Annotated in this window: 19 protein-coding genes; all 19 read right to left on the bottom strand. The window is 43.5% G+C overall.

Going from position 1 to position 21,286, the window contains the following annotated elements; translation table 11 throughout:
• Positions 1-35 precede the first annotated feature (35 nt).
• Entirely contained in the window at positions 36-470 is a 435-nt protein-coding gene (locus JKM87_RS01905) for a BrxA/BrxB family bacilliredoxin (protein ID WP_202077313.1), read from the bottom strand.
• 100 nt (positions 471-570) lie between these two features.
• Positions 571-2,058: a PAS domain-containing sensor histidine kinase gene (locus tag JKM87_RS01900; RefSeq protein WP_202077311.1), complete on the bottom strand. Its 1,488-nt coding sequence runs from the start codon at positions 2,056-2,058 to the stop codon at positions 571-573.
• 4 nt (positions 2,059-2,062) lie between these two features.
• Positions 2,063-2,293 (bottom strand): RNA chaperone Hfq, encoded by a 231-nt coding sequence (gene hfq / locus JKM87_RS01895; RefSeq protein WP_202077308.1) that lies wholly within the window; start codon positions 2,291-2,293, stop codon positions 2,063-2,065.
• A gap of 47 nt (positions 2,294-2,340) precedes the next feature.
• Entirely contained in the window at positions 2,341-3,279 is a 939-nt protein-coding gene (miaA, locus tag JKM87_RS01890) for a tRNA (adenosine(37)-N6)-dimethylallyltransferase MiaA (protein WP_202077293.1), read from the bottom strand.
• A gap of 6 nt (positions 3,280-3,285) precedes the next feature.
• Positions 3,286-4,071 (bottom strand): class I SAM-dependent methyltransferase, encoded by a 786-nt coding sequence (locus JKM87_RS01885; protein ID WP_202077290.1) that lies wholly within the window; start codon positions 4,069-4,071, stop codon positions 3,286-3,288.
• Entirely contained in the window at positions 4,068-6,083 is a 2,016-nt protein-coding gene (gene mutL / locus JKM87_RS01880; RefSeq protein ID WP_202077287.1) for a DNA mismatch repair endonuclease MutL, read from the bottom strand. Before mutL ends, JKM87_RS01885 begins: the two co-directional genes overlap by 4 nt.
• Before the next feature lie 26 nt (positions 6,084-6,109).
• A complete protein-coding gene (gene mutS, locus JKM87_RS01875; protein ID WP_202077285.1) occupies positions 6,110-8,812 on the bottom strand; it encodes a DNA mismatch repair protein MutS in 2,703 nt (900 codons plus the stop codon).
• Between the two features lie 142 nt (positions 8,813-8,954).
• Positions 8,955-10,193, bottom strand: coding sequence for a putative amidoligase domain-containing protein (locus JKM87_RS01870; protein WP_202077282.1), 1,239 nt, complete (start codon positions 10,191-10,193; stop codon positions 8,955-8,957).
• 137 nt (positions 10,194-10,330) lie between these two features.
• Positions 10,331-10,897, bottom strand: a complete 567-nt coding sequence (gene cotE / locus JKM87_RS01865; RefSeq protein ID WP_202077279.1) for an outer spore coat protein CotE — start codon at positions 10,895-10,897, stop codon at positions 10,331-10,333.
• A 205-nt stretch (positions 10,898-11,102) separates the two neighbouring features.
• The gene (locus tag JKM87_RS01860; RefSeq protein ID WP_202077276.1) at positions 11,103-11,540 is read right to left on the bottom strand and encodes a YlbF/YmcA family competence regulator; all 438 of its coding nucleotides are present in this window, start codon (positions 11,538-11,540) and stop codon (positions 11,103-11,105) included.
• 4 nt (positions 11,541-11,544) lie between these two features.
• Positions 11,545-13,161: a tRNA (N6-isopentenyl adenosine(37)-C2)-methylthiotransferase MiaB gene (gene miaB, locus JKM87_RS01855; RefSeq protein ID WP_202077274.1), complete on the bottom strand. Its 1,617-nt coding sequence runs from the start codon at positions 13,159-13,161 to the stop codon at positions 11,545-11,547.
• 185 nt (positions 13,162-13,346) lie between these two features.
• Positions 13,347-13,655, bottom strand: a complete 309-nt coding sequence (locus JKM87_RS01850) for a cytochrome C oxidase subunit IV family protein (protein ID WP_202077272.1) — start codon at positions 13,653-13,655, stop codon at positions 13,347-13,349.
• A gap of 182 nt (positions 13,656-13,837) precedes the next feature.
• Positions 13,838-14,692 (bottom strand): cytochrome c oxidase assembly protein, encoded by an 855-nt coding sequence (locus JKM87_RS01845; protein ID WP_202077269.1) that lies wholly within the window; start codon positions 14,690-14,692, stop codon positions 13,838-13,840.
• A gap of 101 nt (positions 14,693-14,793) precedes the next feature.
• Positions 14,794-15,135, bottom strand: coding sequence for a cytochrome C oxidase subunit IV family protein (locus JKM87_RS01840; protein ID WP_202077266.1), 342 nt, complete (start codon positions 15,133-15,135; stop codon positions 14,794-14,796).
• The gene (locus JKM87_RS01835) at positions 15,135-15,761 is read right to left on the bottom strand and encodes a cytochrome c oxidase subunit 3 (protein ID WP_202077263.1); all 627 of its coding nucleotides are present in this window, start codon (positions 15,759-15,761) and stop codon (positions 15,135-15,137) included. The genes JKM87_RS01840 and JKM87_RS01835 overlap by 1 nt, the downstream gene beginning before the upstream one ends.
• Entirely contained in the window at positions 15,761-17,659 is a 1,899-nt protein-coding gene (gene ctaD, locus JKM87_RS01830; protein ID WP_202077259.1) for a cytochrome c oxidase subunit I, read from the bottom strand. The genes JKM87_RS01835 and ctaD overlap by 1 nt, the downstream gene beginning before the upstream one ends.
• Before the next feature lie 38 nt (positions 17,660-17,697).
• The gene (coxB, locus tag JKM87_RS01825; protein ID WP_202077256.1) at positions 17,698-18,753 is read right to left on the bottom strand and encodes a cytochrome c oxidase subunit II; all 1,056 of its coding nucleotides are present in this window, start codon (positions 18,751-18,753) and stop codon (positions 17,698-17,700) included.
• A 226-nt stretch (positions 18,754-18,979) separates the two neighbouring features.
• Positions 18,980-20,158 (bottom strand): glycine C-acetyltransferase, encoded by a 1,179-nt coding sequence (locus JKM87_RS01820; RefSeq protein ID WP_202077253.1) that lies wholly within the window; start codon positions 20,156-20,158, stop codon positions 18,980-18,982.
• Between the two features lie 56 nt (positions 20,159-20,214).
• Positions 20,215-21,255, bottom strand: coding sequence for an L-threonine 3-dehydrogenase (tdh, locus tag JKM87_RS01815; RefSeq protein ID WP_202077250.1), 1,041 nt, complete (start codon positions 21,253-21,255; stop codon positions 20,215-20,217).
• Positions 21,256-21,286 lie beyond the last annotated feature (31 nt).

Genomic DNA, 21,286 nt, shown 5'->3' with positions numbered 1-21,286 from the left:
GATATCACATCTTTTTTCCCTGTAACCTGTGTGTTTTAGCCACAATACTCATCATATAGAGTCGTTAATTTACCGACGATGTTCTCTGGGTCATTGTCCTCAATGTCATGACGCTCTACCATGCCCACAATCTTGCCGTCTTTCATTAGAGCGAATGAAGGTGAAGAAGGAGGGTACCCTTCAAAATATTCTCTTGCTTTAGCGGTTGCTTCTTTCTCCTGTCCGGCAAAGACAGTAAAGAGATGATCTGGCTTTTTGTCATGTTTAAGAGAAGCAATAGCAGACGGACGAGCAAGCCCAGCCGCACATCCACAAACAGAGTTGACCACCACGAGAGCCGTTCCTTTCGTTTGCTCAAACGTCTCTGCTACCTCTTCCGGTGTCATGAGTTCTTTAAACCCCGCATTCGTAAGCTCTTCTCTCATGGGCTTAATCATATCGTCCATATACTGATTAAAAAACATGTTCATGTTTATTCCTCCTAAGATGATAAATCTCTTTCATTTGGATTACCTAACAGAACATTGTATCTGCTCTATCCAATCATCCTATATTTTATCATGAACTCATTCAAATATCATGGTCTGCGCTCGGTAAATGAATATCAAATTTGGTGCCTTTGTTTAATTCGCTCTCAACATTGATGGTGCCTTGGTGATTCTTGATAATTTTATAGCTGACCATGAGCCCGAGGCCTGTCCCTTTTTCCTTCGTCGTATAATACGGTTCTCCAAGTCTTTTTATCCTTTCAGGCGGTATACCTATCCCGCTGTCAATGAAACTGATCTGAACCCAGTCTGTATGCGGATGTGTCATTTTAATATGGATAGAACCCCCCTGTGGCATCGCTTCGGTTGCATTTTTTAAAAGGTTAAGAAAGACCTGCCTAAGTTGACTTTGCTCACCATAAACTAGTGGAAGTTCCGATTCTGACTCGACAAAGATTTGAACGTTACTTAAGATCGCTTGAGTCTCAAATAGTGTCACCGTATTATTCACGAGTGTCGCAATGCTCAGTTTCTCATAGCTAAGGCTCTGTGGTTTAGCTAGGACTAGAAATTCATTGATAATAAACTCTATACGTTCAATTTCTGAGTGCATGATATCGAGATAGCGCTGATCCATTTGATCCTGATTGATTTCAAGTAACTGCACAAACCCTTTGAGCGCTGTTAATGGGTTGCGTATTTCATGTGCGACGCCTGCTGCAAGCTCGCCTACCACATTCATGGTCTCTGCTTTGCGCAGGGCCTCCTCTGCCATCATACGGTCAGTAATGTCGCGACCGACGACAACTAATCCCTTGCGCTCCCCACTTGTATAGTATATTGGGACTTTGACCACATCAAAAATTGAGGACGTACCATCCGGCTGGTTAATGACTTCCTCTACTCTCGTAGGGACCCCTTGTTGCCAGGCTAGTTCGTCCGAATCAATACATGTGCGCAGGGCCTCCGCATAATCCTGACTATGATGCGCCAGTTGATCGTCCTTTTTACCCCTATAATCCACATCTTCTAGCTTAAAGAAATGGAGGGCTTTGTGATTGGTTTCTAACCAGCGCCCTTCTCCATCTTTGAGAAACACGACATCCGGTATAGCATTTATCAAGGTCCGAAGCTGTTCTTCACTCTCACGTAAACGATCCCGATCCTGTTTCTGTCTTGTAATATCGGATACAAAACCAACAACCTCTTTGACGATCGTTTGGCCTTGATGTTCCTCTTTCACTGGCTTGGCAAAGGTGTGAAAAACACGGTTGGCGTACTTGAACTCAAAATCGACGGTGTCCCCTTCAAATACACGGGTGAAAGCGTCTTTCCATTGTGCTAATACTCGCTTATTAAGGACAGTGTTGATAAACTGGCCTTGCACTTTTTCCGTTGTTAACTGGAATTCTTCGGCTAAAGCACCCTCATGGAAGGTCATCATAGGTGTACCTTTGTCACTCAACTTACATTTAAAGATGCTGTTAGGTAGTATTTGAATCGTTTGCTTTAACTCTTGGGCTACAGGGTCTGAATCATAACTGTGACTCATATCTCCTTCACCGCGCAAATGATCACTCCTGATCTGGCATGAGTGAAACAGGACGAGCTGGTGTAAATGTCGAGATTGCGTGTTTGTATACCAGTTGTTGTTTTCCTTCACTGTCAATGACAATGGTAAAGTTATCAAATGCTTTTATAAATCCTCTTAATTGAAATCCATTTAATAGATAGACGGTAACGGGGATATTTTCTTTACGTAATTGGTTCAAAAATGTGTCTTGAATATTAATACTCTGTTTCATGGATAGCTGCCTCCCTTATACTTGACTATTATAACTATATTCGATGCTTAACAAAACTTTCCTGCCACATATTCTGCAATTATTTGTTCATGTTCTTCCCAACGATCGAGCGCTGTAACGTCAAACCATTGGATGTCTTTCATTCTTCGAAACCACGTATGTTGACGTTTAGCAAAACGTCGAGTGTTTCGTTTTAGGAGCGCTATCGCTTCCTCACGTTCTAATTCCCCAGTCAAATACCCTAATATTTCTTTGTAACCGATGCCAGAAAAAGACTGACAATCAACAGGTACACCTTCGTCAAGTAAGCGTTGCACTTCTTCTATCAATCCGTCCTGAATCATGAGATCCACACGATGATTGATCCGCTCATAAAGTTTTTGACGTTCCATGGTCAGTCCAACCATAGCCAGCTCATAAGGGGATGACTTTTCCCACTCTCCTTGATATTCGGCCATGCTCTGACCTGTCGTTTCAATGATCTCTAGGGCTCTTATCACCCGCCGTGTGTTATTAGGATGCAACTGCTCGGCGTATATGGGATCTTTTTGTGCTAGCGCTTGGTGCAAAGCTTCCCGCCCATGCTTTTGGAGATAAGTTTCCCATTTCTGCCGGACTTCTTCGTCCCTACTGTCCTCAGCGAATTGAAACTGATGGGTGACAGACTGAACATACAGCCCTGTTCCTCCCACTAACAGAGGCAATCGTCCTCGTTGATTAATCTGAGTGATATGATCGGTGGCCAGTGTCTGAAATTCATTAACAGAGAAAGATTCCCACGGTTCTCTAAGATCAATCAAGTGGTGAGGGACCCCCTGCATTTCATCAGGTGTTATTTTGGCTGTCCCGATATCCATGCCACGATAGATCTGCATAGAATCACCAGAGATGACTTCTCCATTGAATCGTTGTGCGAGCGATACACTTAATTTTGTTTTACCTACTGCGGTCGGACCTATAATGACCAGTAACTTTTCTTTGTTCATGTTGCATCAATGCTCCAATTCTATCGTACCGTACCAGTGGGAAGCGTGCTTACGTACAATTGGCTGAAAGGCTAAATTCTCAAAATAGGCACTTTCACGTGAGGCTTTTAGTACCACTCTTTGCTTGGCCACGCGCTTGGCTTCTTGAATCGCTTCCTTGGTTAATGGTTCGTAATTTGCCACTGTTTTCAGTGGGGCAATCCCTACTGATTCAGAGACTGAGAGATCAAACATGGGATCAAAATAGACCACATCAAATGCATCCGTTGGCGTTTCTTTTAATACTGCTACGTGTGATCCGATCTGAAGTGTGATACGCCTCATCGCTTCGTTGAGAGGATCAAGTTTGGTCTGCCACCGTTGAAGCCCTTTTTGCACAATCAGGCCAAGGACAGGCACAGATTCCACTCCCACGACTTGACCTGTAGCCCCCGTGATGAAAGAAGCGACGATGCCATCGGAGCCAAGCCCAAAGGTCCCGTCGAATAACGTCATGCCCTCTTTTAATTGGCAGGCCTCAACGAAAGGGTCTCTCTCTTGTCTCAGTAAGCGTTTGACCCGAAACATAGCCGAAGATGGATGGAAAAAGAACGGTTCGTGCTCATGTCCCTGCAACACGTATTTCATTCTGTCCTGAGCAATGACGATTACCTTATCGGTGTTCTGCTCTTCGAATATTTGTCCCACAGATTTTCTATATCGAGTGACATATTCACACTGTAATGTATGAGCAACCTGACGTGCTTCTTCTTCAAGACGCTCCTGCCCTTTCATGCTCGTTGTCACAATCATGACATCACTCTTTTGAACATTTTTTCTATATCATAAGTCGTTAGCAAGACCGTAATGGGACGACCGTGCGGACACGTGAATGGGTTACTCGTGGTTCGCAGCTTCTCTAAGAGTGCTTCCATCTCTTCCTTTTTCAGATAACGGTTCGCTTTAATGGCTGCTTTACAGGACATCATAATGGCCACTTTTTCTCTAAAATGAATCCATTCTAAGGCCCCTTTTTTCTCGATGACGAAGGCCACAATTTCTCGAATGAGCGCTTCTTCTTCACCTTCAGGGAACCACTGGGGATGGGAACGTACCATGTAAGAATGATGGCCAAACGATTCTAAAAATAACCCCACTTTCTCTAGATCTGCTTTGCACTGTTCTATCAAGGCATACTCTCCCGCACTGAACTCCAGTAGGATGGGGACCAGCAGGTCTTGATTCACATTCTCATGCTGATTGAGTTTATCGTAAAAGTACTCATACCAGATACGTTCTTGCGCTGCGTGCTGATCGATCATATACAGTCCCTGCTCGTTCTGAGCGAGAATGTAAGTGCCATGGAGTTGTCCCATGGGAGAGAGCAGTGGAATCTTAGGTTGAGGTGAATCGCTTTGCTCCTGTATGGACTCGGGCGCTGCTGCTTGTTTGGGTGCTTGGTTCCGATCTAAATGGTCCTGTTCGTTCAGCTGTGGTACTGGATTTTGCTCTTGATCTGACCCCTTTTTCAATTCTAGAGGTCCTTCTCTTTCAGCGGGTACGTTCATTTGTGGAGATCGGGGCTCCCTCTGTGTCTCTGTTTCTCTCTGCCTCTCTGTGTCTCTCTGTCCTTCTGTCAGAGGCGGAACCTGACCTCCCACAGCGTCACGCAAGCTCGAGCTAGCCGTGTCCCTTTGCTCTCTCAACTGTAAACGCAAGTCAAACTGATCCTGCTTATAAAACGGTTTGTTATCCGCGTCTGAATCTGATGATATACGTTGCTCTGCACCGAGTGGTTGGGACTGTTTCTGGTCAGCCAGAGGTTGTGGTATCAATGATTGTTGACTTAAAGCCACCTTTAATTCCTGTTCTAACCAGTCGACTAACTCCTTCTCCTTGCTGATACGCGCTTCTAACTTAGACGGATGCACGTTAATGTCCATGAGACTGGCATCCATCTGCAAAGAAATAAGGGCCAAGGGATAACGGTTAATCGGTAACAGGGTATGATACGCTCTCATCACCGCTTGATTAATACTATGGTTGCGAATGTATCGGCCATTAACGATGACAGAAATATACCCGCGGTTAGATCGTGTCACCTCAGGCAAACCGATATATGCTTCTAGTTCAAAGTCAATGTGGCTAGCTTTAACTGGCACCGTTTGTTTCGCTATACGGTGTCCATAAACGGACGCTAGCACGTGACGCACATGGCCGTTTCCACTCGTCTTTAATAATTGTCGACCATTATGGTTTAAAACAAACGCGATATCCGGTCTCGCCATGGCTAAACGATTCATATAGTCAGAGATATGACTCAGTTCAGTATGAATGGTTTTTAGATATTTGTACCTTGCTGGCGTGTTGTAGAACAGGTCTGTCACTTCAATCGTTGTTCCCTGTCTTAATGGCGCTGCTTGAATTTCTTTGATCTGACCGCCTTCTAGACTGATGGAGGTCCCTGTTTCTTCTCGCCCATTCCATGTTTGGAGACTCAATTTTGACACGGCTGCAATACTGGGCAAAGCTTCTCCCCGGAACCCTAGTGTGGAGATGTGAAACAATTGCTTTTCATCCTTTAACTTACTTGTAGCATGGCGCTCAAAAGCCCGCTCAGCATCCTCTCGTTCCATTCCTTGTCCATTATCTATGACTTTGATTTGTTCCAAACCACCTTCTTGCACATGAACTTCAATTTTTGTACTAGAAGCGTCTATCGCATTCTCGACAAGTTCTTTGACAACAGAGGCCGGGCGTTCAACCACCTCTCCAGCGGCTATTTTATTAGAAAGATGGGCATCCATCACAACGATATTTGCCATTTGCTCACCTCCTCACCCTCGGTCATTTACTCATCCCCGGTTTCGTTTTTCTTTAAACCTTCTTGCATCTCGTAAAGCATGTTCAACGCCTCTAACGGGGTCATCTTCACTAGATTAAGCCCTTCAATTTGCGAGATGACAGCCTGCTGTCCTTCTGTGAGACTCACATGAGGCTCCTTAGTCACAGCAACCTGTGATGACGCCGTTTCCTGCCGTAAAGTTTCCTGTGATGGCTGAGCTTCTTGAACCATCATAGGCTGACTCTCAAATAAGGATAATTGTTCTTCTTGCTGATGATTGAAAGATGGGCCTTCCACGTCATCGGTTTCTAAGTGGGCCAGTATTTGATGGGCACGTTCAATCACATCATCAGGCATTTGCGCCAATTGGGCCACGTGAATCCCGTAGCTTCTATCCGCTTTCCCTTCTAGCACCTTGTGCAGAAACACCACTTTTCCGTCCTGTTCGGAGCAAGCCACATGGACATTCACCACTCCCCTTAACTTCTGTTCTAGCTCCGTTAATTCATGGTAATGTGTTGAAAATAACGTGTAAGCCTTCACTCGGTCATGAATATATTCTACAACAGCTTGGGCTAAGGACATGCCATCGTAGGTCGAGGTCCCCCGACCAATTTCATCTAGTAGGATAAGGCTATTTTCGGTGGCCTGTGTGATCGCTCTCTTGGTTTCTATCATCTCAACCATGAATGTACTTTGTCCCCCTACAAGGTCATCAGCCGCACCAATCCGGGTAAAAATCTGATCAAAAACAGGGAGTACAGCCACTTCGGCAGGAACGAAGCATCCTATCTGACCCATCACTGCTATTAGGGCTGTTTGTCTCATATAGGTGCTTTTACCGGCCATGTTCGGGCCTGTAATAAGCAGGGTTTGGCGATGATGGCGATCCATATTGATGTCATTAGCGACGAAGCGACTTTCGCCCATGACTTTTTCTATTACGGGATGACGTCCTTCTTTGATGTTTAATGTCCCTTTTTCAAAAGAAGGTCTTGTATAGCCATACGTTTCACTCACTTTAGCAAAGGCACATAAAACGTCTAGCTGCGCGATCATCTGAGCCAATTGTTGCAGTCGGGGAAGATACTGATTAATGGTTTCTCTTAACGCTAGAAACAACTCATACTCGAGGTCCATGAGCCGATCATTCGCTTCTAGGATTAACGCTTCTTTCTCTTTCAGCTCAGGTGTAATGTAGCGTTCGGCGTTCGCTAAAGTTTGTTTACGCTCATAGCGGTCATCTGTTAGCAGGTGCAAATTAGCTTTCGTCACTTCAATATAATAGCCGAACACTTTGTTATAGCCCACTTTCAGTGACTTTATCCCTGTACGCTGTCTCTCAGTTTGCTCAAGATCGGCTATCCATTGCTTCCCATTACGACTGGCTTCAAGTAAACGATCTAGCTCTTGGTGATAGCCATTATTAAAAATACCGCCTTCTTTGACGGACAATGGTGCATCTTCATGTATCGCATCCATCAGCAGCTTCAGTAAGTCTTGACAAGGGTCTATACGGTCAGCAAGCTCCTGTATGTACGAAGGAGGGAGTTTGTGCAGTTCATTTAGAATGTCGGGTATCTTAGCGAGTGATTTTCTCAGTTGCAGTAGGTCTCTAGGATTTACGTTTCCATAGGACACTCTTCCAGCTAGACGTTCTAAATCATAGACGTCTTCTAGCATGCCAATGATCTCATCTCTTTCCCACGCTTCCTGCAGCAGGACGTCTACGGCGTCAAGCCGTTGATTGATCTTCTTCGTGTCCATTAAGGGTCGCAGAACCCAATTTTTCAGCAGACGGCTCCCCATGGCCGTTGACGTCTCATCTAGTAACCATAGAAGCGTCCCTTTTTTAGAGTGATCACGGATGGTTTCTGTTAATTCAAGGTTTCGTCTTGAATGAACATCCATCATGAGATACTGTGTGCTCGTATACGTTCTAACGGGTTGTAAATGGTCCACCGTGCGCTTCTGCGTTTCTTTGAGGTACACCAGCATAAGGATCAGAGCGCCCTTGATGGGGCCACTGAAGGGTTGCCCAGACTTGTTTAAACGCATCGAAGATGGCATTTCAACTTGCGTGCTCATGGTCTGCTCGTCCACTTGATAGACGTTCGTGCGTGTCACTTGTTTGATCTGCTCTACTTCATTAGGGTTAAAAGTGGCCGATACCACAATTTCTGCTGACTGATAAGGCACCACTTCATCTAAAACAGCCTGTAGGCTATTGACCTGCGTTGCCAGAACTTCGCCTGTAGATAAATCTGTCGCTACGAGCGCATACTGATCATCGCTATCCTCGTCCTGCTTTTGCTCTGAGAGGAACAAAATATAATTGTTTTCTCTGTCCGATAGCATATGTTCTTCCATCAAGGTCCCCGGGGTGATTACACGGATCACTTCTCGTTTGACAACCCCTTTGGCAGCCTTTGGATCCTCCACTTGTTCACAGATGGCCACCTTGTAGCCTTTGTCAATTAATTTTTTTATGTATTGCATAGAAGAGTGGTAAGGGACGCCGCACATAGGAATGCGTTCATCGCCCCCTCCTGCTCTTCCGGTTAGTGTTATCTCAAGTTCTTTCGCTGCGGTTGTGGCATCTTCAAAAAATAGTTCATAGAAATCACCTAGACGAAAGAACAAAAAGGCGTCAGGATATTGCTCTTTTATTTCGAGGTATTGTTCTATCATCGGCGTGTGCTTAGCCATTTATCTCTTCCTCCAAAACGTGCGTAATATAGTATATGTTGACTCCATTTTATTCAAGTTCGTCCTTTATGCAAATGCTATTTACGAGTACGATTATAACACGTTTCTCCCTTATCGCACATATGATTCACCTGTCATGTCACTAGTATGGTGGTAGTTGCCAAGCCTTCCGAATATCTTCAAATTCATTCCATACGTAGCGCCTTTCAATGAGTTCATAAAACCGATCTAATTCCGTTTTATATTTAGCGTATGTTGGACAATTTTTCAAATGAGACCATACCGTTCTAACGTATGAGTAAAGAGATTCTCGATTTCCAGTATAAAACTGTTGGTGTACATCATAGTTATCAAATGGAAAGTACGAAAGTTTATGATAGTCTTGAACGATGACCTTGGCTAGGCATAGCACACCTTTGGCAACCGTTGGTGATACGATCCAGCTGGGAGGGGTTCTATATTCAAAGCCACCGTGATACTGATTACGATAGTCCCCAATGAAGCCGTATTTTGGTCTGCGTGATCTCGATTCATCACTTTCCATCACACTGAGAGGTAAGGTCAAATAGTTGTCTAAGGCACGTACGAGCTTAGGCGTTAGGTAGATCTGACTAAAATGGATATGACCGCCAATAGGATATCGTGTGAGCGGTGCCCCACCCGCTAACCATTGCACTTGACTGTTGTTTATCTTTCTCACAGCTTGAGTCATACAGCGATACAAGTTGTTATATAATTGACGAGGATTTTTAGTCGGAGATGGTCGCAATTCAACGAGAGGGTGTTTGTTTCTATTGCCTCGCAGCCATATGGCGTCGTAGCCTACTTTTCCTCGTTTTGAAAAGTAACGAGAGGCAAGCACATATTTACCGTTGTTGTGTTTAAGCACGAATTCAACGTCAGCACCTAATAAAGGGGTTTTGTTTTCGTTCGATTTTTCTCTAGTCTGGGAACGTTGCACCAGTTGTTTAAGTGTACGGTCGGCTTGGTCGGCAAGCCGAGAATGGTTAAAAATTTGTGAGACTGTATATTTTGGAGCACTGGTGTGGGTACAAACCTCAACCATACCTAAATCATATCCGAGTAGATATAAGCAGCGTATAGCCACTTTTTTAGCTTTGAGTACTTCTCGCGAAAGATTTTGTGTTTCGATTTGTTTCCATAACTCTTTCTGGTGTTTACTAGAATATATCCATGGTTGCCCATTGGCCTGGTTACGAGTCGTTTCGAATAAGGCAACGACATCAAACTGATAGATAAAAAACCGAAATTTTTTTCGCGTTTTTCTTTTACCTGTATGTTTTGAAATGCCATTATACTTGAGTAGTTGAAATTCTCTCTCTCTTTCGGTGTGAGTCTCTGGTTGTTGGTATTTATTCATATCGTAACGAGCTCCCATCTGCCAAGAAAATCGCTTGTGCTCCTATCAAGATATGCGTCAGGGAAAAGTTAAGTGCACGCCTAGAAAGCAAGACAAAAAGAAAAAAGGAGGCTAGAACCTCCATCAAATGTCGTGCATTAATCTAGATCATCAATTAAAAATTCAGGATCAAGGTCTTCAAACTCTTCATCTAGGTCATCTTCAAAGCTTAAATCCTTGTCGTCATCATCACACCCATGAGGATTCACTGCGACGCAAACCTTGGTTTCTCCGATGACTTCAACATGGAAGTCGCGTTCAACCTGAACAAGGACGGAGTTTCCGGAATTGGATATGGTTGCTTCACACGCAGTGGGTTGCTGCATTGCCTTGCCATTCACCTCTATACCGTCATCCAAGCAGTTTTTATCTACGACGGTCAGTGGGATACTATCGACGTACGTCACAGTCTCCGTTGCAACTTCTGTTTTTGTATTGTTATTAAAGGAGTACCAAACGTTAATATCGTATGACCCACTTACTTCTACAGAGTCACCCACCTTATCGGTTGTAAAAGAATGGTTGATAATCCAGCATCCTAAGATACTTGTTGGGGAGTGTGATGGAGTAATCGTGTGAGTAGCTTGAGTAAATTTACGCCCTTTACCACAAACGGCTTTGGTGATAATCTCACGGAAATGAATGTCTTTTTCTGTATAAGACATATAGTTGCTACCTCCTCCAAACATCGCGTTCAATTAATTGTATGCAGGACATACGTCTAGGGTGCAAAAAAGCGCTGAATTTCATCTGAAATCCAGCGCTTTTTCTAAGAAAAGAAGGGCGATAACCTGACTTTGTTCCTAGGCACGGGATCCTGATACTGCATGCTATGCACCAAATGCCTATACGGTGAATGGAGGATATCAATTACTTATTAGGAGGAACTGTACATGTGATCGGGTTATCTCCACCCGTTTGACCACTTAGAGGGTCTCCTCCAGTTGAAAGGATAATTTCGTCCGTTACTTTGTTAGAAATAATGTTAGTCATCATTTGTAATAGATCGTTGACTTCTACTTGTGACTGCTTAAATTCTTGGACGACAGGAATTTCGTCTAGTTCACGATTTAGCTCATCTAACGATTTCTCAAAATCTTGTAACGCTTTGTTTTTATCATAGTGTTCTGCGTGGACAGCCTGTTTCTGTTTAAACTTAATGGCGTTAATGAGGTTCTGTACCTTCTGGTTTTTTTTGATCTGCTGTTCGGCCTGCTTAAAGAATTCAACTTCTTTAGACTGAGCAATCAATTTTGCTAACTTTTCCGCCTGGTCGATAATTTCTTTGCGTGATACTGTTTCTGACATGCTTTTATACCTCCACTGTTTGTACTTGTTCACCTTTTAATGTCCAAGTCTGAGGTTCGTTAATACGGACATGAACAAGCTTACCAATCGCATCCTTAGAACCTTTGAAGTTCACAAGTTTATTTGTTCTTGTACGTCCTGATAAAATGTCAGGGTTGTTCTTACTTTCTCCTTCAACTAAAACTTCTACGACTTCATCACGTAGCGCCTCGTTTTTGTGACGGCTAATCTCGTTTTGTAACGCATTTAGGCGGTACAAACGATCTTTCTTTTGTTTTTCAGACACGTCGTCTTCCATCTCCGCCGCTGGCGTACCATGGCGAGGAGAATAGATAAACGTAAAGGCAGAATCGTACTCTACTTCTTTTACTAATGCCAATGTTTCTTGGAATTGTTCTTCTGTTTCCCCAGGGAATCCCACAATAATATCCGTTGTTAGCACCACATTGGGAATCGCTTTTTTAATTTTGCGGACTAACTCTAAATACTCCGCACTCGTATACTTACGCCCCATACGCTTCAAGACTTCATTATTACCTGACTGTACAGGCAAGTGAATGTGTTCGACTAAATTACCGCCTTTCGCCAACACTTCAATGAGCTCATCACTAAAGTCCCAAGGGTGACTCGTTGTGAAGCGTACTCTTGGTATGTCAATCTTATTGATATCGTCTAAAAGGTTCGCTAAACGGTAATCACGGTCTTCAAAATCTTTTCCGTAGGAGTTAACGTTCTGACCTAAAACGGTAATTTCTTGATAACCTTTACGCGCTAATTCTCGTACTTCTGCCAGAATATCTTCTGGGCGACGGCTCCGTTCTTTACCTCGGGTGAATGGCACGATACAATACGTACAAAACTTGTCACAACCGTACATAATGTTGACCCAAGCTTTGAGTCCGTCAGCCCGTTTTTGTGGCATATCCTCGATAATGTCTCCCTCTTTGGACCACACTTCGATGACCATCTCTTTGGCCATTAAAGCGTCCCGTAATAGGACAGGGAGACGATGAATGTTATGGGTACCAAAAATAAGGTCGACTTGGTGATAGCTTTTTAGAATTTTATTGACGACAGCCTCTTCTTGAGACATACAACCGCAAACGCCAATAACAAGCTCTGGGTTCTCCATCTTACGCTGTTTGAAGCGCCCGATTTCACCAAACACCTTATCCTCTGCATTTTCACGTATAGCACACGTGTTGAAGAGGACCACGTCTGCTTCATTTTCGTCGTCTGTCGCCGTGTAGCCCATGCTCTCTAACAAACCTGAAATATGTTCACTATCATGCTCGTTCATTTGACAACCATAGGTTTTGACCATATACCGTTTATGCTTACCGATACCTTGCATTTCGTCTGGAATCTCTGCACGAAGGTGGACAACTTCTTCCTTCCCTCTTTTCTTCCCGACTTTGTAATCAGGCTCAGAGTATATAATGGCTTCCCGACCGTCTACTCTCACTTTACGGCGGTTGTCTTCTTGTTCTAACACTTTATAACTGTTGAAATACTGACTATAATCTTTGTAATTTTTTTCACGCTCATACTTTGCCTTAGCAGGATTAAATGTATCTAGATTAACGGATTGTTGCTCGTTCTTTTTATTATTATCTGACACGTGCAATCCCTTCCTTTCAATGTCAAATCAACGTTATCATAACGTAATCAAATCGACTCAATCAATCATTGATTATAACACATTTTACGTTGGATTTGAAATATTGAAAGGCACATCAAAAAAGGACGTCCGAAAACGTCCCGTCGTTTCACTTTAAAAACATTGGTGACAATATAAAATGTCATTTACCACCACAGCCACTCATTGATCCCGTAGATGGCCACAATGGCAACAAAAATGGAAGAAAAAATGAATAAGTTGGGCATACGATGGCCTTTATCCTTCAAGTGCATGAAGTAAAATAATTGGATAATGGCCTGCAGCATCGCCAGCATAACAATAAATAAAAATAAGGTTATCTGTTCCTCCACAATATTTGTTCCTACTGCAATAAAAGATATCACCGTTAACAACAAAGATAGTATGAAAGCCCAAATAAGTGCAATTCTTTCACGTTTATGCTTTTTTTGAGCTCGTTTTTGCTTTGGATCCATGACTAAACCCCTTTCTAAAGTAGCGTCCTTAGGCGACCTTATCTTCAATAAAGTGTCCTTATCCTAAGTTAAAGTCCGTCACATTCACTCATTGGGGTTAGTATGTCCACTGTTGACGTTATTCAACAGACAAAATCAATCTTAGTTTAATACTAAATTTTTCAAAACGTTAACGGTTGCCTTTATTCTGTAGCCCCTTGCTTACGAGCATAGACTAATGTCATGTCATCCATCTTTTCTTTTTGACGCTCTTCCTTGGCCCATTTAAAGAAAATAATGGCGATGGCGGTCATGTAAGTCAGTTCTTGAATCACTTTCATAATCACGCCGCCGAGCTGTTGATCATCTAACACCGGTAAAATATTAAACAATTGAGGTGCATCACGGTAAGCATCATAAATGACATTCGGAGCAAAGATAATGAGCGCACATACGGGCGTAATCAACACACCGTTACCAAAGATATAGGCGATCTTACGTAGTCCTCTCATCTTGTGATATTCTACCAGCAAATTCATAAGTGGCCACCACATGAGCATGGCTCCCATAAACATCATGGAGTGAAAGACCGTGTGGAGCATGGGCGTGGCCATGACCTTGTCAAAAACAAGCGGCAGATGATACAGGGAAAACAGTGTGTTAAATATGACAATCGAAGCCAAAGGATGGGTAAAAAATAAGAAACACGATTTTCTCAAGGGAATTCGTACAAAAGGACGTACCATACTGTCGCTTAAACCGAGTAACAACAAAGGCGGAACGACTAAGTAAATAACGGCCATTTGAAGCATATGTGCACTAAATAAATAGTGATGACCATAATAGTCGAGGGGCGATCCCTTCACGAGTGCGAATAACACGATTCCAGTGACAAATGCTGTCATTTTTGAAGGGGTCACTCGGTCCATTCCTTTATATCGCTGACCTATGACACCGGCCCACCATAAATACCCTAAGAGCGTAATAATAGATACAAGAGTGACGTCTAAACGCCATAGGTCAAAAAAGCCAGGGTCATGTACCATGTGATGCTGCATTGCTTTTCCTTCCTTTCTAAAAGAAGGACTGCAAAAGACAAATCTATGCCCATTGCAGCCCTTCCTCACTTTTCAAATATCAGAACTTATATCTTGTTAGATTACCACCAAATGAGTAACCATAAAGCGGCTACCGTAATAATGGCAACAAACACGCCTGATAGGATAAACATCGTAGGAAACTCATGTCCTTTTTGATTCATGTGCATCCATATTAACATTTGGAATGTCGCTTGAATCGCGGCTAAGAGTAGGATAAACATTCCTAACAGAACAGTATTTTCAATGAGTTCTAACCCCACTGCAGCAAAAGCAAAAACAGTCAACAAAATCGATAACGCAAATGACCATAAATGGTGTGTGACCTCACGCGCATGCTCTGTTTTTTTACGTTGAACCGTAACAGGGGTGACATTGGTTTCATTATTTAACTTTGGTTCCATTAGTGTCCTCCACCTCCAACAATCCCCATAAGATAAACAACCGTGAAGATAAAGACCCATACAACATCGACAAAGTGCCAGTACAAGCCAGCTAGGTAAAACTTAGGCGCTGTCGTTAGGTTAATCCGCTTTTTCGTGGCCTGTAACATGAGTGTTGTAATCCATAAGATCCCAAAGAGTACGTGAGCGCCGTGAAAGCCTACAAGGGCATAGAACGCTGAAGAAAAACCGCTCGTCGTAAACCCTAAACCTTGATCTACGTAAGCCACGAATTCATATATCTCAAAGCCTAAAAAAGCAAGCCCTAAGAGTACAGTGATGCCAAACCACAGTTGCATCTTCACATATTCATTACTCTTCATGGCCATGGTGGCGAATACACTCGTCAAACTACTCGTGAGTAGAATAAAAGTCATAATCGCCACGAGGTCTAAGTGAAACAGATCTCCCGGTCCAGGTCCATCTGCAACAGACCGATTTAGGCCAAGATAGGTTCCAAATAGTGTGGCGAATAAGACAGTTTCGCCACCAAGGAATAGCCAAAATCCAATGAATTTATTTTTTCCTTCTAACGTTGCACGTTCAGGATCTGGAGGTAACGTTTGAACATCATGATTTGCGGACATTATGCCTTAACCCCCTTATCACCATCGTCTTCTAGTTCATCAACGTGGATATGATATCCATGGTCATCATATAGTGAACGGATCAGCATACAGATCAGTGTAATGCCAATACCAACGCCTGCACCAACGTAAACCACGGTCGTTGCAGATGCTTCAATACCCGCATTCTGGAACACGTCTGGTAACCAGTTCCGTAACGCTAGTGAAAGGCCAGCGATAAATAACCCAATAGACATAAACAACGGCACAATCGTAGGTGAAGGCATATGAATGTCTGATAATGGCTCTGCAGGGGTTACATTCTTGTTACCAGCCATTTTTTCCAACCAAAGTGTGTCAATACCACGTACCAAAGGCGATTGCTTAAAGTTATACTCTGGTGGTGGTGAAGAAATAGACCATTCAAGTGTACGTCCATCCCATGGATCTGCTGGTGCCTGCTCTGCCCCTTTACGATGAGAAACAATAATGTTCCAGATAAATAGGAAAGAACCGACTGCCATTCCGATGGCCCCAATCGTACTAATCATGTTACCAAGTTCTAAGCCTTGGCCCGGCATATAAGTAAAGTAACGACGTGGCATTCCCAACAGGCCTAAGAAGTGCTGCGGGAAGAACGTGAAATGGAAACCGAAAAAGAACGTCCAGAAAGTCCATTTCCCTAACCTTTCGCTAAGCATACGCCCAAAGATTTTCGGCCACCAGTAAAATGCAGCTGCAAATAGTCCGAACGCTAAACCACCGACAATAACGTAGTGGAAGTGTGCCACAACAAAGTAAGTATCGTGATACTGATAGTCGGCAGGAGGAACACTCAGCATGACCCCGGTTACACCACCCATGACGAAGGTAGGTATAAATCCGATGGCGAATAAGCTTGCTGTATTAAATCTGATTTGTCCTCCCCACATCGTAAAGAGCCAGTTAAAGATCTTAATCCCTGTTGGAACGGCTATGGCCATTGTTAACACGGCGAATATCGCGTTAGCAACTGGACCAAGCCCAACTGTGAACATGTGGTGTACCCACACCATGAAGCCTAGGAATCCGATCAGTAGTGTCGCGAATACCATCGCTGTATAACCAAACAAACGCTTTCTACTGAAAGTGGCAATCACTTCAGATATAATACCGAAAGCTGGCAGAATTAATATATAAACTTCCGGGTGTCCGAAAATCCAGAAGATATGCTGCCATAGTATCACGTTTCCACCTAACCCCGGATCAAAGAATGCCGTTCCAAATACACGGTCAAACATCAGCAGGGCTAAACCAACCGTTAAGGCAGGGAAAGCGAACAAGATAAGACCAGAGGCAATAAAAGAAGACCAAGTAAATAATGGCATTCTCATAAATGTCATACCGGGCGCACGCATGTTTATGATCGTCACGAGGAAGTTAATGCCCCCAATAAGGGTCCCGATCCCCGAAACCTGGAGCCCTAGTACATAGAAATCTACGCCGGATCCAGAGAAGTCAGTAGAAAGTGGCACATACGCTGTCCAACCCGCGTCAGGCGCACCTCCCATGAACCAACTGACGTTAAGGATAATTCCCCCGGCCAAAAAGAGCCAGAAACCTAATGCGTTTACAAATGGATACGCTACATCCCTCGCCCCGATCTGTAAGGGAATAATCACATTCATAAAACCGAACAGTATAGGCATCGCTGCTAAAAATATCATCGTTGTACCGTGCATAGTGAGAATTTGGTTGTACGCTTCCCCACCGATGAGGTCATTCATTGGAAACATTAACTGAAAGCGAATTAACATCGCCTCTATACCACCCAGCAGGAAGAAGAACGCACCCGCTACGAGGTATAATATACCGATCTTCTTGTGGTCTACAGTCGTTAGCCAATCCATGACCCCTGTATATTTCTTCGCTTGAGACATCGATTTTACCCCCTTTAAGCTTCAGTTCTTAGTCGATTTTACTCAAGAGTAAGCGAATGAAGATACTCAACTAGTGCGTCCAATTCTTCATCTGATATTTGACTTTCTGGAAATTCAGGCATGTTGTTATCAGGCTTATACTTATAAGGTTCCCGTATCCAGCTTTTTAGCTCTTCATTCGCACTTTCAGGATCATCACTTGGCTTCATAAATAGACCTGCAAAAAATTCGCGATCTCCAAACCCTGCAAGGTTAGGGCCGATGCCGCCTTCCTGAGTTGAGTCAATAGCGTGACAACTGATACAATTCGTCGCATAAACTTCGCGTCCTAACGCAACCGCTTCGGATTCAACCTCTTCTTCAGCGACATCTTCAAAGTTTTGCATTGATTCCACCCATGATTCAAATTCATCCGGTTCCTGAGCTACGACCTTAAAGTTCATTAACGCGTGTGAAGGTCCGCATAATTCTGTACAACGACCGTCATACGTCATCGCTTGGTCTGCTTGTAACCAGAAGTTATTCGTTAAACCAGGGTTATTATCCATCTTCCCGGCGATAGCTGGCACCCAGAAAGAGTGTATCACGTCATTAGAATCTAACGTTACATAAACCTTTTCTCCTGTAGGAATATGAAGTTCCTGAGCCGTAACGATCCCGTGATCAGGATATCTAAACTCCCACCAGTATTGATTTGCCACAACCTCAACTCTCATCGCATCTCCCTCTTCAGGTGCTTCCTCTGCTAGAGTGAAGGTTGTCATTACAGTCGGAATGGCTAAGACGATTAACAGTAGAATTGGAATCACAGTCCATATAATTTCTAACTTGTGGTTACCTTCTACCTGCTCTGGAATTTCATCTTCTTGTCCCGGTTTTGCTCGGTATCGTATCAAAACATATGTAAATATCACGATAACGACAAGAAAGACAAAGACCATAATCGCTAAGCTAAGTATAATTAGAGATAATTGCTTCTCGGCTACTACACCGCTTGGGTCCAATGCTGATAGCTCAGGCGCACCGCACCCAGCGAGTAATAGCATGACTGTAAGGATAGGCAAGAAGCGTTGTACGATTTGCCACTTTCTCATCACACATTTACCCCACTTTCTATGTTGATTCCTCTACCATATCTTATCTCAGATCCTCTCAAACAAACCTCAGAGAAATCGGTAGAATACAAAAAAAAACGAAAATTGGTACATAACTAATTATACCAATTTTGCATGAAGTACATACATAGAATAGCATATTAGAAATACCTACGACAAGCTGTTCACACTTTTGTCACAGGGTTTTCGAATCTTCATTGTTAATTTAAGAAAGTATATTTAACTTTCGACCCACTTTTTCAAATGCGTCTAACGCTTGCTCTAGCTCTTCCTTTGTATGGCGTGCGGTAACGATGGTGCGGATACGGGCATTCCCTTTAGCTACAGTAGGGTATGCGATCCCTTGGGCATATACACCTTCCTCAAATAACGCATCTGAGAACTTCATACAGGCCGCTTCATCACCAATCATAACAGGTGTGATAGGCGTTTCGCTCTTCCCTGTCTCATACCCAAGTGATTGTAAACCTTCTTTAAAGAATCTCGTGTTTTCCCACAAACGATCTATGAGCTCTGGCTCATCTTCAAGCACGTCAATCGCTGCATGACAAGCTGCCGTTACAGCTGGAGGATGAGACGTACTGAATAAGAAAGGTCTCGCTTTGTGAATAAGATAATCTCTAACGGTCTGGGTACTGGCAATATAACCGCCGAGCACGCCAATCGCTTTACTTAAAGTCCCCACCTGAATGTGGACACGACCGTTAAGTCCAAAGTGATCAACTGTCCCTCTCCCATTCGCACCGAGCACACCACTCGCATGGGCATCGTCAACCATCACAAGTGCATCGTATTTCTCGCAGAGTTCTACGATTTCAGGTAGAGGAGCAATATCACCATCCATACTAAATACGCCGTCGGTTACGACCAATCTTTTTCTGTAGGACTGGGTTTCTTGCAACGCTTGTTCAAGATCTTGCATATCACTATGCTTGTATATACGACGTCCTGCTTTTGTTAAACGAATACCGTCAATGATTGAGGCATGATTGAGCTCGTCGCTAATGACCACATCTTCTTTTGTCAATATTGAAGATAGCACACCAACATTAGCTGTAAAACCAGATTGAAAAACAAGTGCAGCCTCTGTATGTTTAAACTTTGCTAGTCTTCTCTCAAAATCTTCATGCATTGAAAATGTCCCAGCAATCGTTCTAACTGAACCTGTCCCAGCCCCAAAGTCTTCCACTGCTTTTAAGGCTGCTTGGCGCAAGGACTCGTGTGTCGTCAGACCTAAGTAATTGTTAGAAGATAGTTGGATCACTTCTTTGCCGTTGATGGTCACCTTTGAGCCTTGATCACTTTCTAGGGCTGTAAGGGGACGAAAAACACCTTTGTCCTTCATCTCATCTAGTTCTTTTTGTAGATACTCAAAACCTTCCATTTTTCATTCCTCCTTATATATCACGATCAGCATACATTGGATTGCATCTGTTTTAATTAAAGCGTTAATACAATTTTACCAGATTTTCCACTTCGCATTAACTCGAATCCTTTTTCAAACTCCTCTAGTTTAAACGTATGTGTAAGGATTGAGCTTAAGTCCACTGAGCCAGACTTTAGTAGACCGGCTGTTTGTACCCAAGTTTCAAACATCTTACGCCCTGTTATCCCGTGTACCTGTATCCCTTTAAACACGATATCGTTGGTAATATCGACCTCTACATTTCGCGTCGGTAATCCCAGCATGGACACACGACCACCATTTGTGACCATCTTAAACCCTTGATCAATGGCCACAGGGTGTCCTGACATTTCTAGCACGACATCTACCCCGTTATCATGCGTTAAAGCACGCACTTTCTCGACCGGGTCCTCAGTACCGGGATTAATGACCTGTGTGGCACCTAGTTTTTGTGCTAGCTCTAAACGGTAGGTGTTAAGGTCGAGTGCTATGACTTCTGCTGCCCCTGAAGCTTTGGCTATAGATACGGCCATCAGCCCTATAGGTCCACAACCGATCACAGCCACCTTCTTACCTACAACAGGTCCTGAAAGAACGGTTTGAACTGCATTCCCCATAGGCTCTTGCATTGATGCTAACTCAAACGGTAAGCTCGGATCATTCTTCCACAGATTCTTAGCAGGTAAAGCGACATATTCAGCAAAACATCCTTGTGTATCAACACCGATAATCTTGGTGTCTTTACAGATATGATAGTCACCCGTTAAACATTGGGGGCAGCTGCCACAGACGATATGTGTTTCAGCAGACACGTGCTCCCCTACACTGACATTTGATACTTGGCTTCCAACCTCTACGACCTTACCGGCAAATTCATGCCCAAAAACGTAGGGAGGGTTAACGCGCGCGGCAGACCACTCATCCCATTCATATATGTGCACATCCGTACCGCATATGGAGGTGGCTTTTACTTGTATTAGTACTTCATCAGGTTTGATCGTGGGGATATCGACCATCTGCATCTCGGCACCGAAACCCGCATGATGTTTGACAATCGCCCTCATTTTTCCACCCAAGATGAACTCCCCTTTCAGTCTCTCCTATAAT

Origin of the sequence: Caldalkalibacillus salinus (genome assembly GCF_016745835.1) — a bacterium.
Lineage (GTDB): Bacteria > Bacillota > Bacilli > Caldalkalibacillales > JCM-10596 > Caldalkalibacillus_A > Caldalkalibacillus_A salinus.
The sequence above is the reverse complement of the archived record's forward strand: the minus strand, read 5'-3'. Positions and strand labels throughout refer to the sequence as shown.

Coding starts and splice junctions, on each gene's coding strand:
- JKM87_RS01905 (WP_202077313.1), bottom strand. CDS start 470: ATGAACATGTTTTTTAATCAGTATATGGACGATATGATTAAGCCCATG.
- hfq (WP_202077308.1), bottom strand. CDS start 2,293: ATGAAACAGAGTATTAATATTCAAGACACATTTTTGAACCAATTACGT.
- miaA (WP_202077293.1), bottom strand. CDS start 3,279: ATGAACAAAGAAAAGTTACTGGTCATTATAGGTCCGACCGCAGTAGGT.
- JKM87_RS01885 (WP_202077290.1), bottom strand. CDS start 4,071: ATGATTGTGACAACGAGCATGAAAGGGCAGGAGCGTCTTGAAGAAGAA.
- mutL (WP_202077287.1), bottom strand. CDS start 6,083: ATGGCAAATATCGTTGTGATGGATGCCCATCTTTCTAATAAAATAGCC.
- mutS (WP_202077285.1), bottom strand. CDS start 8,812: ATGGCTAAGCACACGCCGATGATAGAACAATACCTCGAAATAAAAGAG.
- JKM87_RS01870 (WP_202077282.1), bottom strand. CDS start 10,193: ATGAATAAATACCAACAACCAGAGACTCACACCGAAAGAGAGAGAGAA.
- cotE (WP_202077279.1), bottom strand. CDS start 10,897: ATGTCTTATACAGAAAAAGACATTCATTTCCGTGAGATTATCACCAAA.
- JKM87_RS01860 (WP_202077276.1), bottom strand. CDS start 11,540: ATGTCAGAAACAGTATCACGCAAAGAAATTATCGACCAGGCGGAAAAG.
- JKM87_RS01850 (WP_202077272.1), bottom strand. CDS start 13,655: ATGGATCCAAAGCAAAAACGAGCTCAAAAAAAGCATAAACGTGAAAGA.
- JKM87_RS01845 (WP_202077269.1), bottom strand. CDS start 14,692: ATGCAGCATCACATGGTACATGACCCTGGCTTTTTTGACCTATGGCGT.
- JKM87_RS01840 (WP_202077266.1), bottom strand. CDS start 15,135: ATGGAACCAAAGTTAAATAATGAAACCAATGTCACCCCTGTTACGGTT.
- JKM87_RS01835 (WP_202077263.1), bottom strand. CDS start 15,761: ATGTCCGCAAATCATGATGTTCAAACGTTACCTCCAGATCCTGAACGT.
- ctaD (WP_202077259.1), bottom strand. CDS start 17,659: ATGTCTCAAGCGAAGAAATATACAGGGGTCATGGATTGGCTAACGACT.
- coxB (WP_202077256.1), bottom strand. CDS start 18,753: ATGAGAAAGTGGCAAATCGTACAACGCTTCTTGCCTATCCTTACAGTC.
- JKM87_RS01820 (WP_202077253.1), bottom strand. CDS start 20,158: ATGGAAGGTTTTGAGTATCTACAAAAAGAACTAGATGAGATGAAGGAC.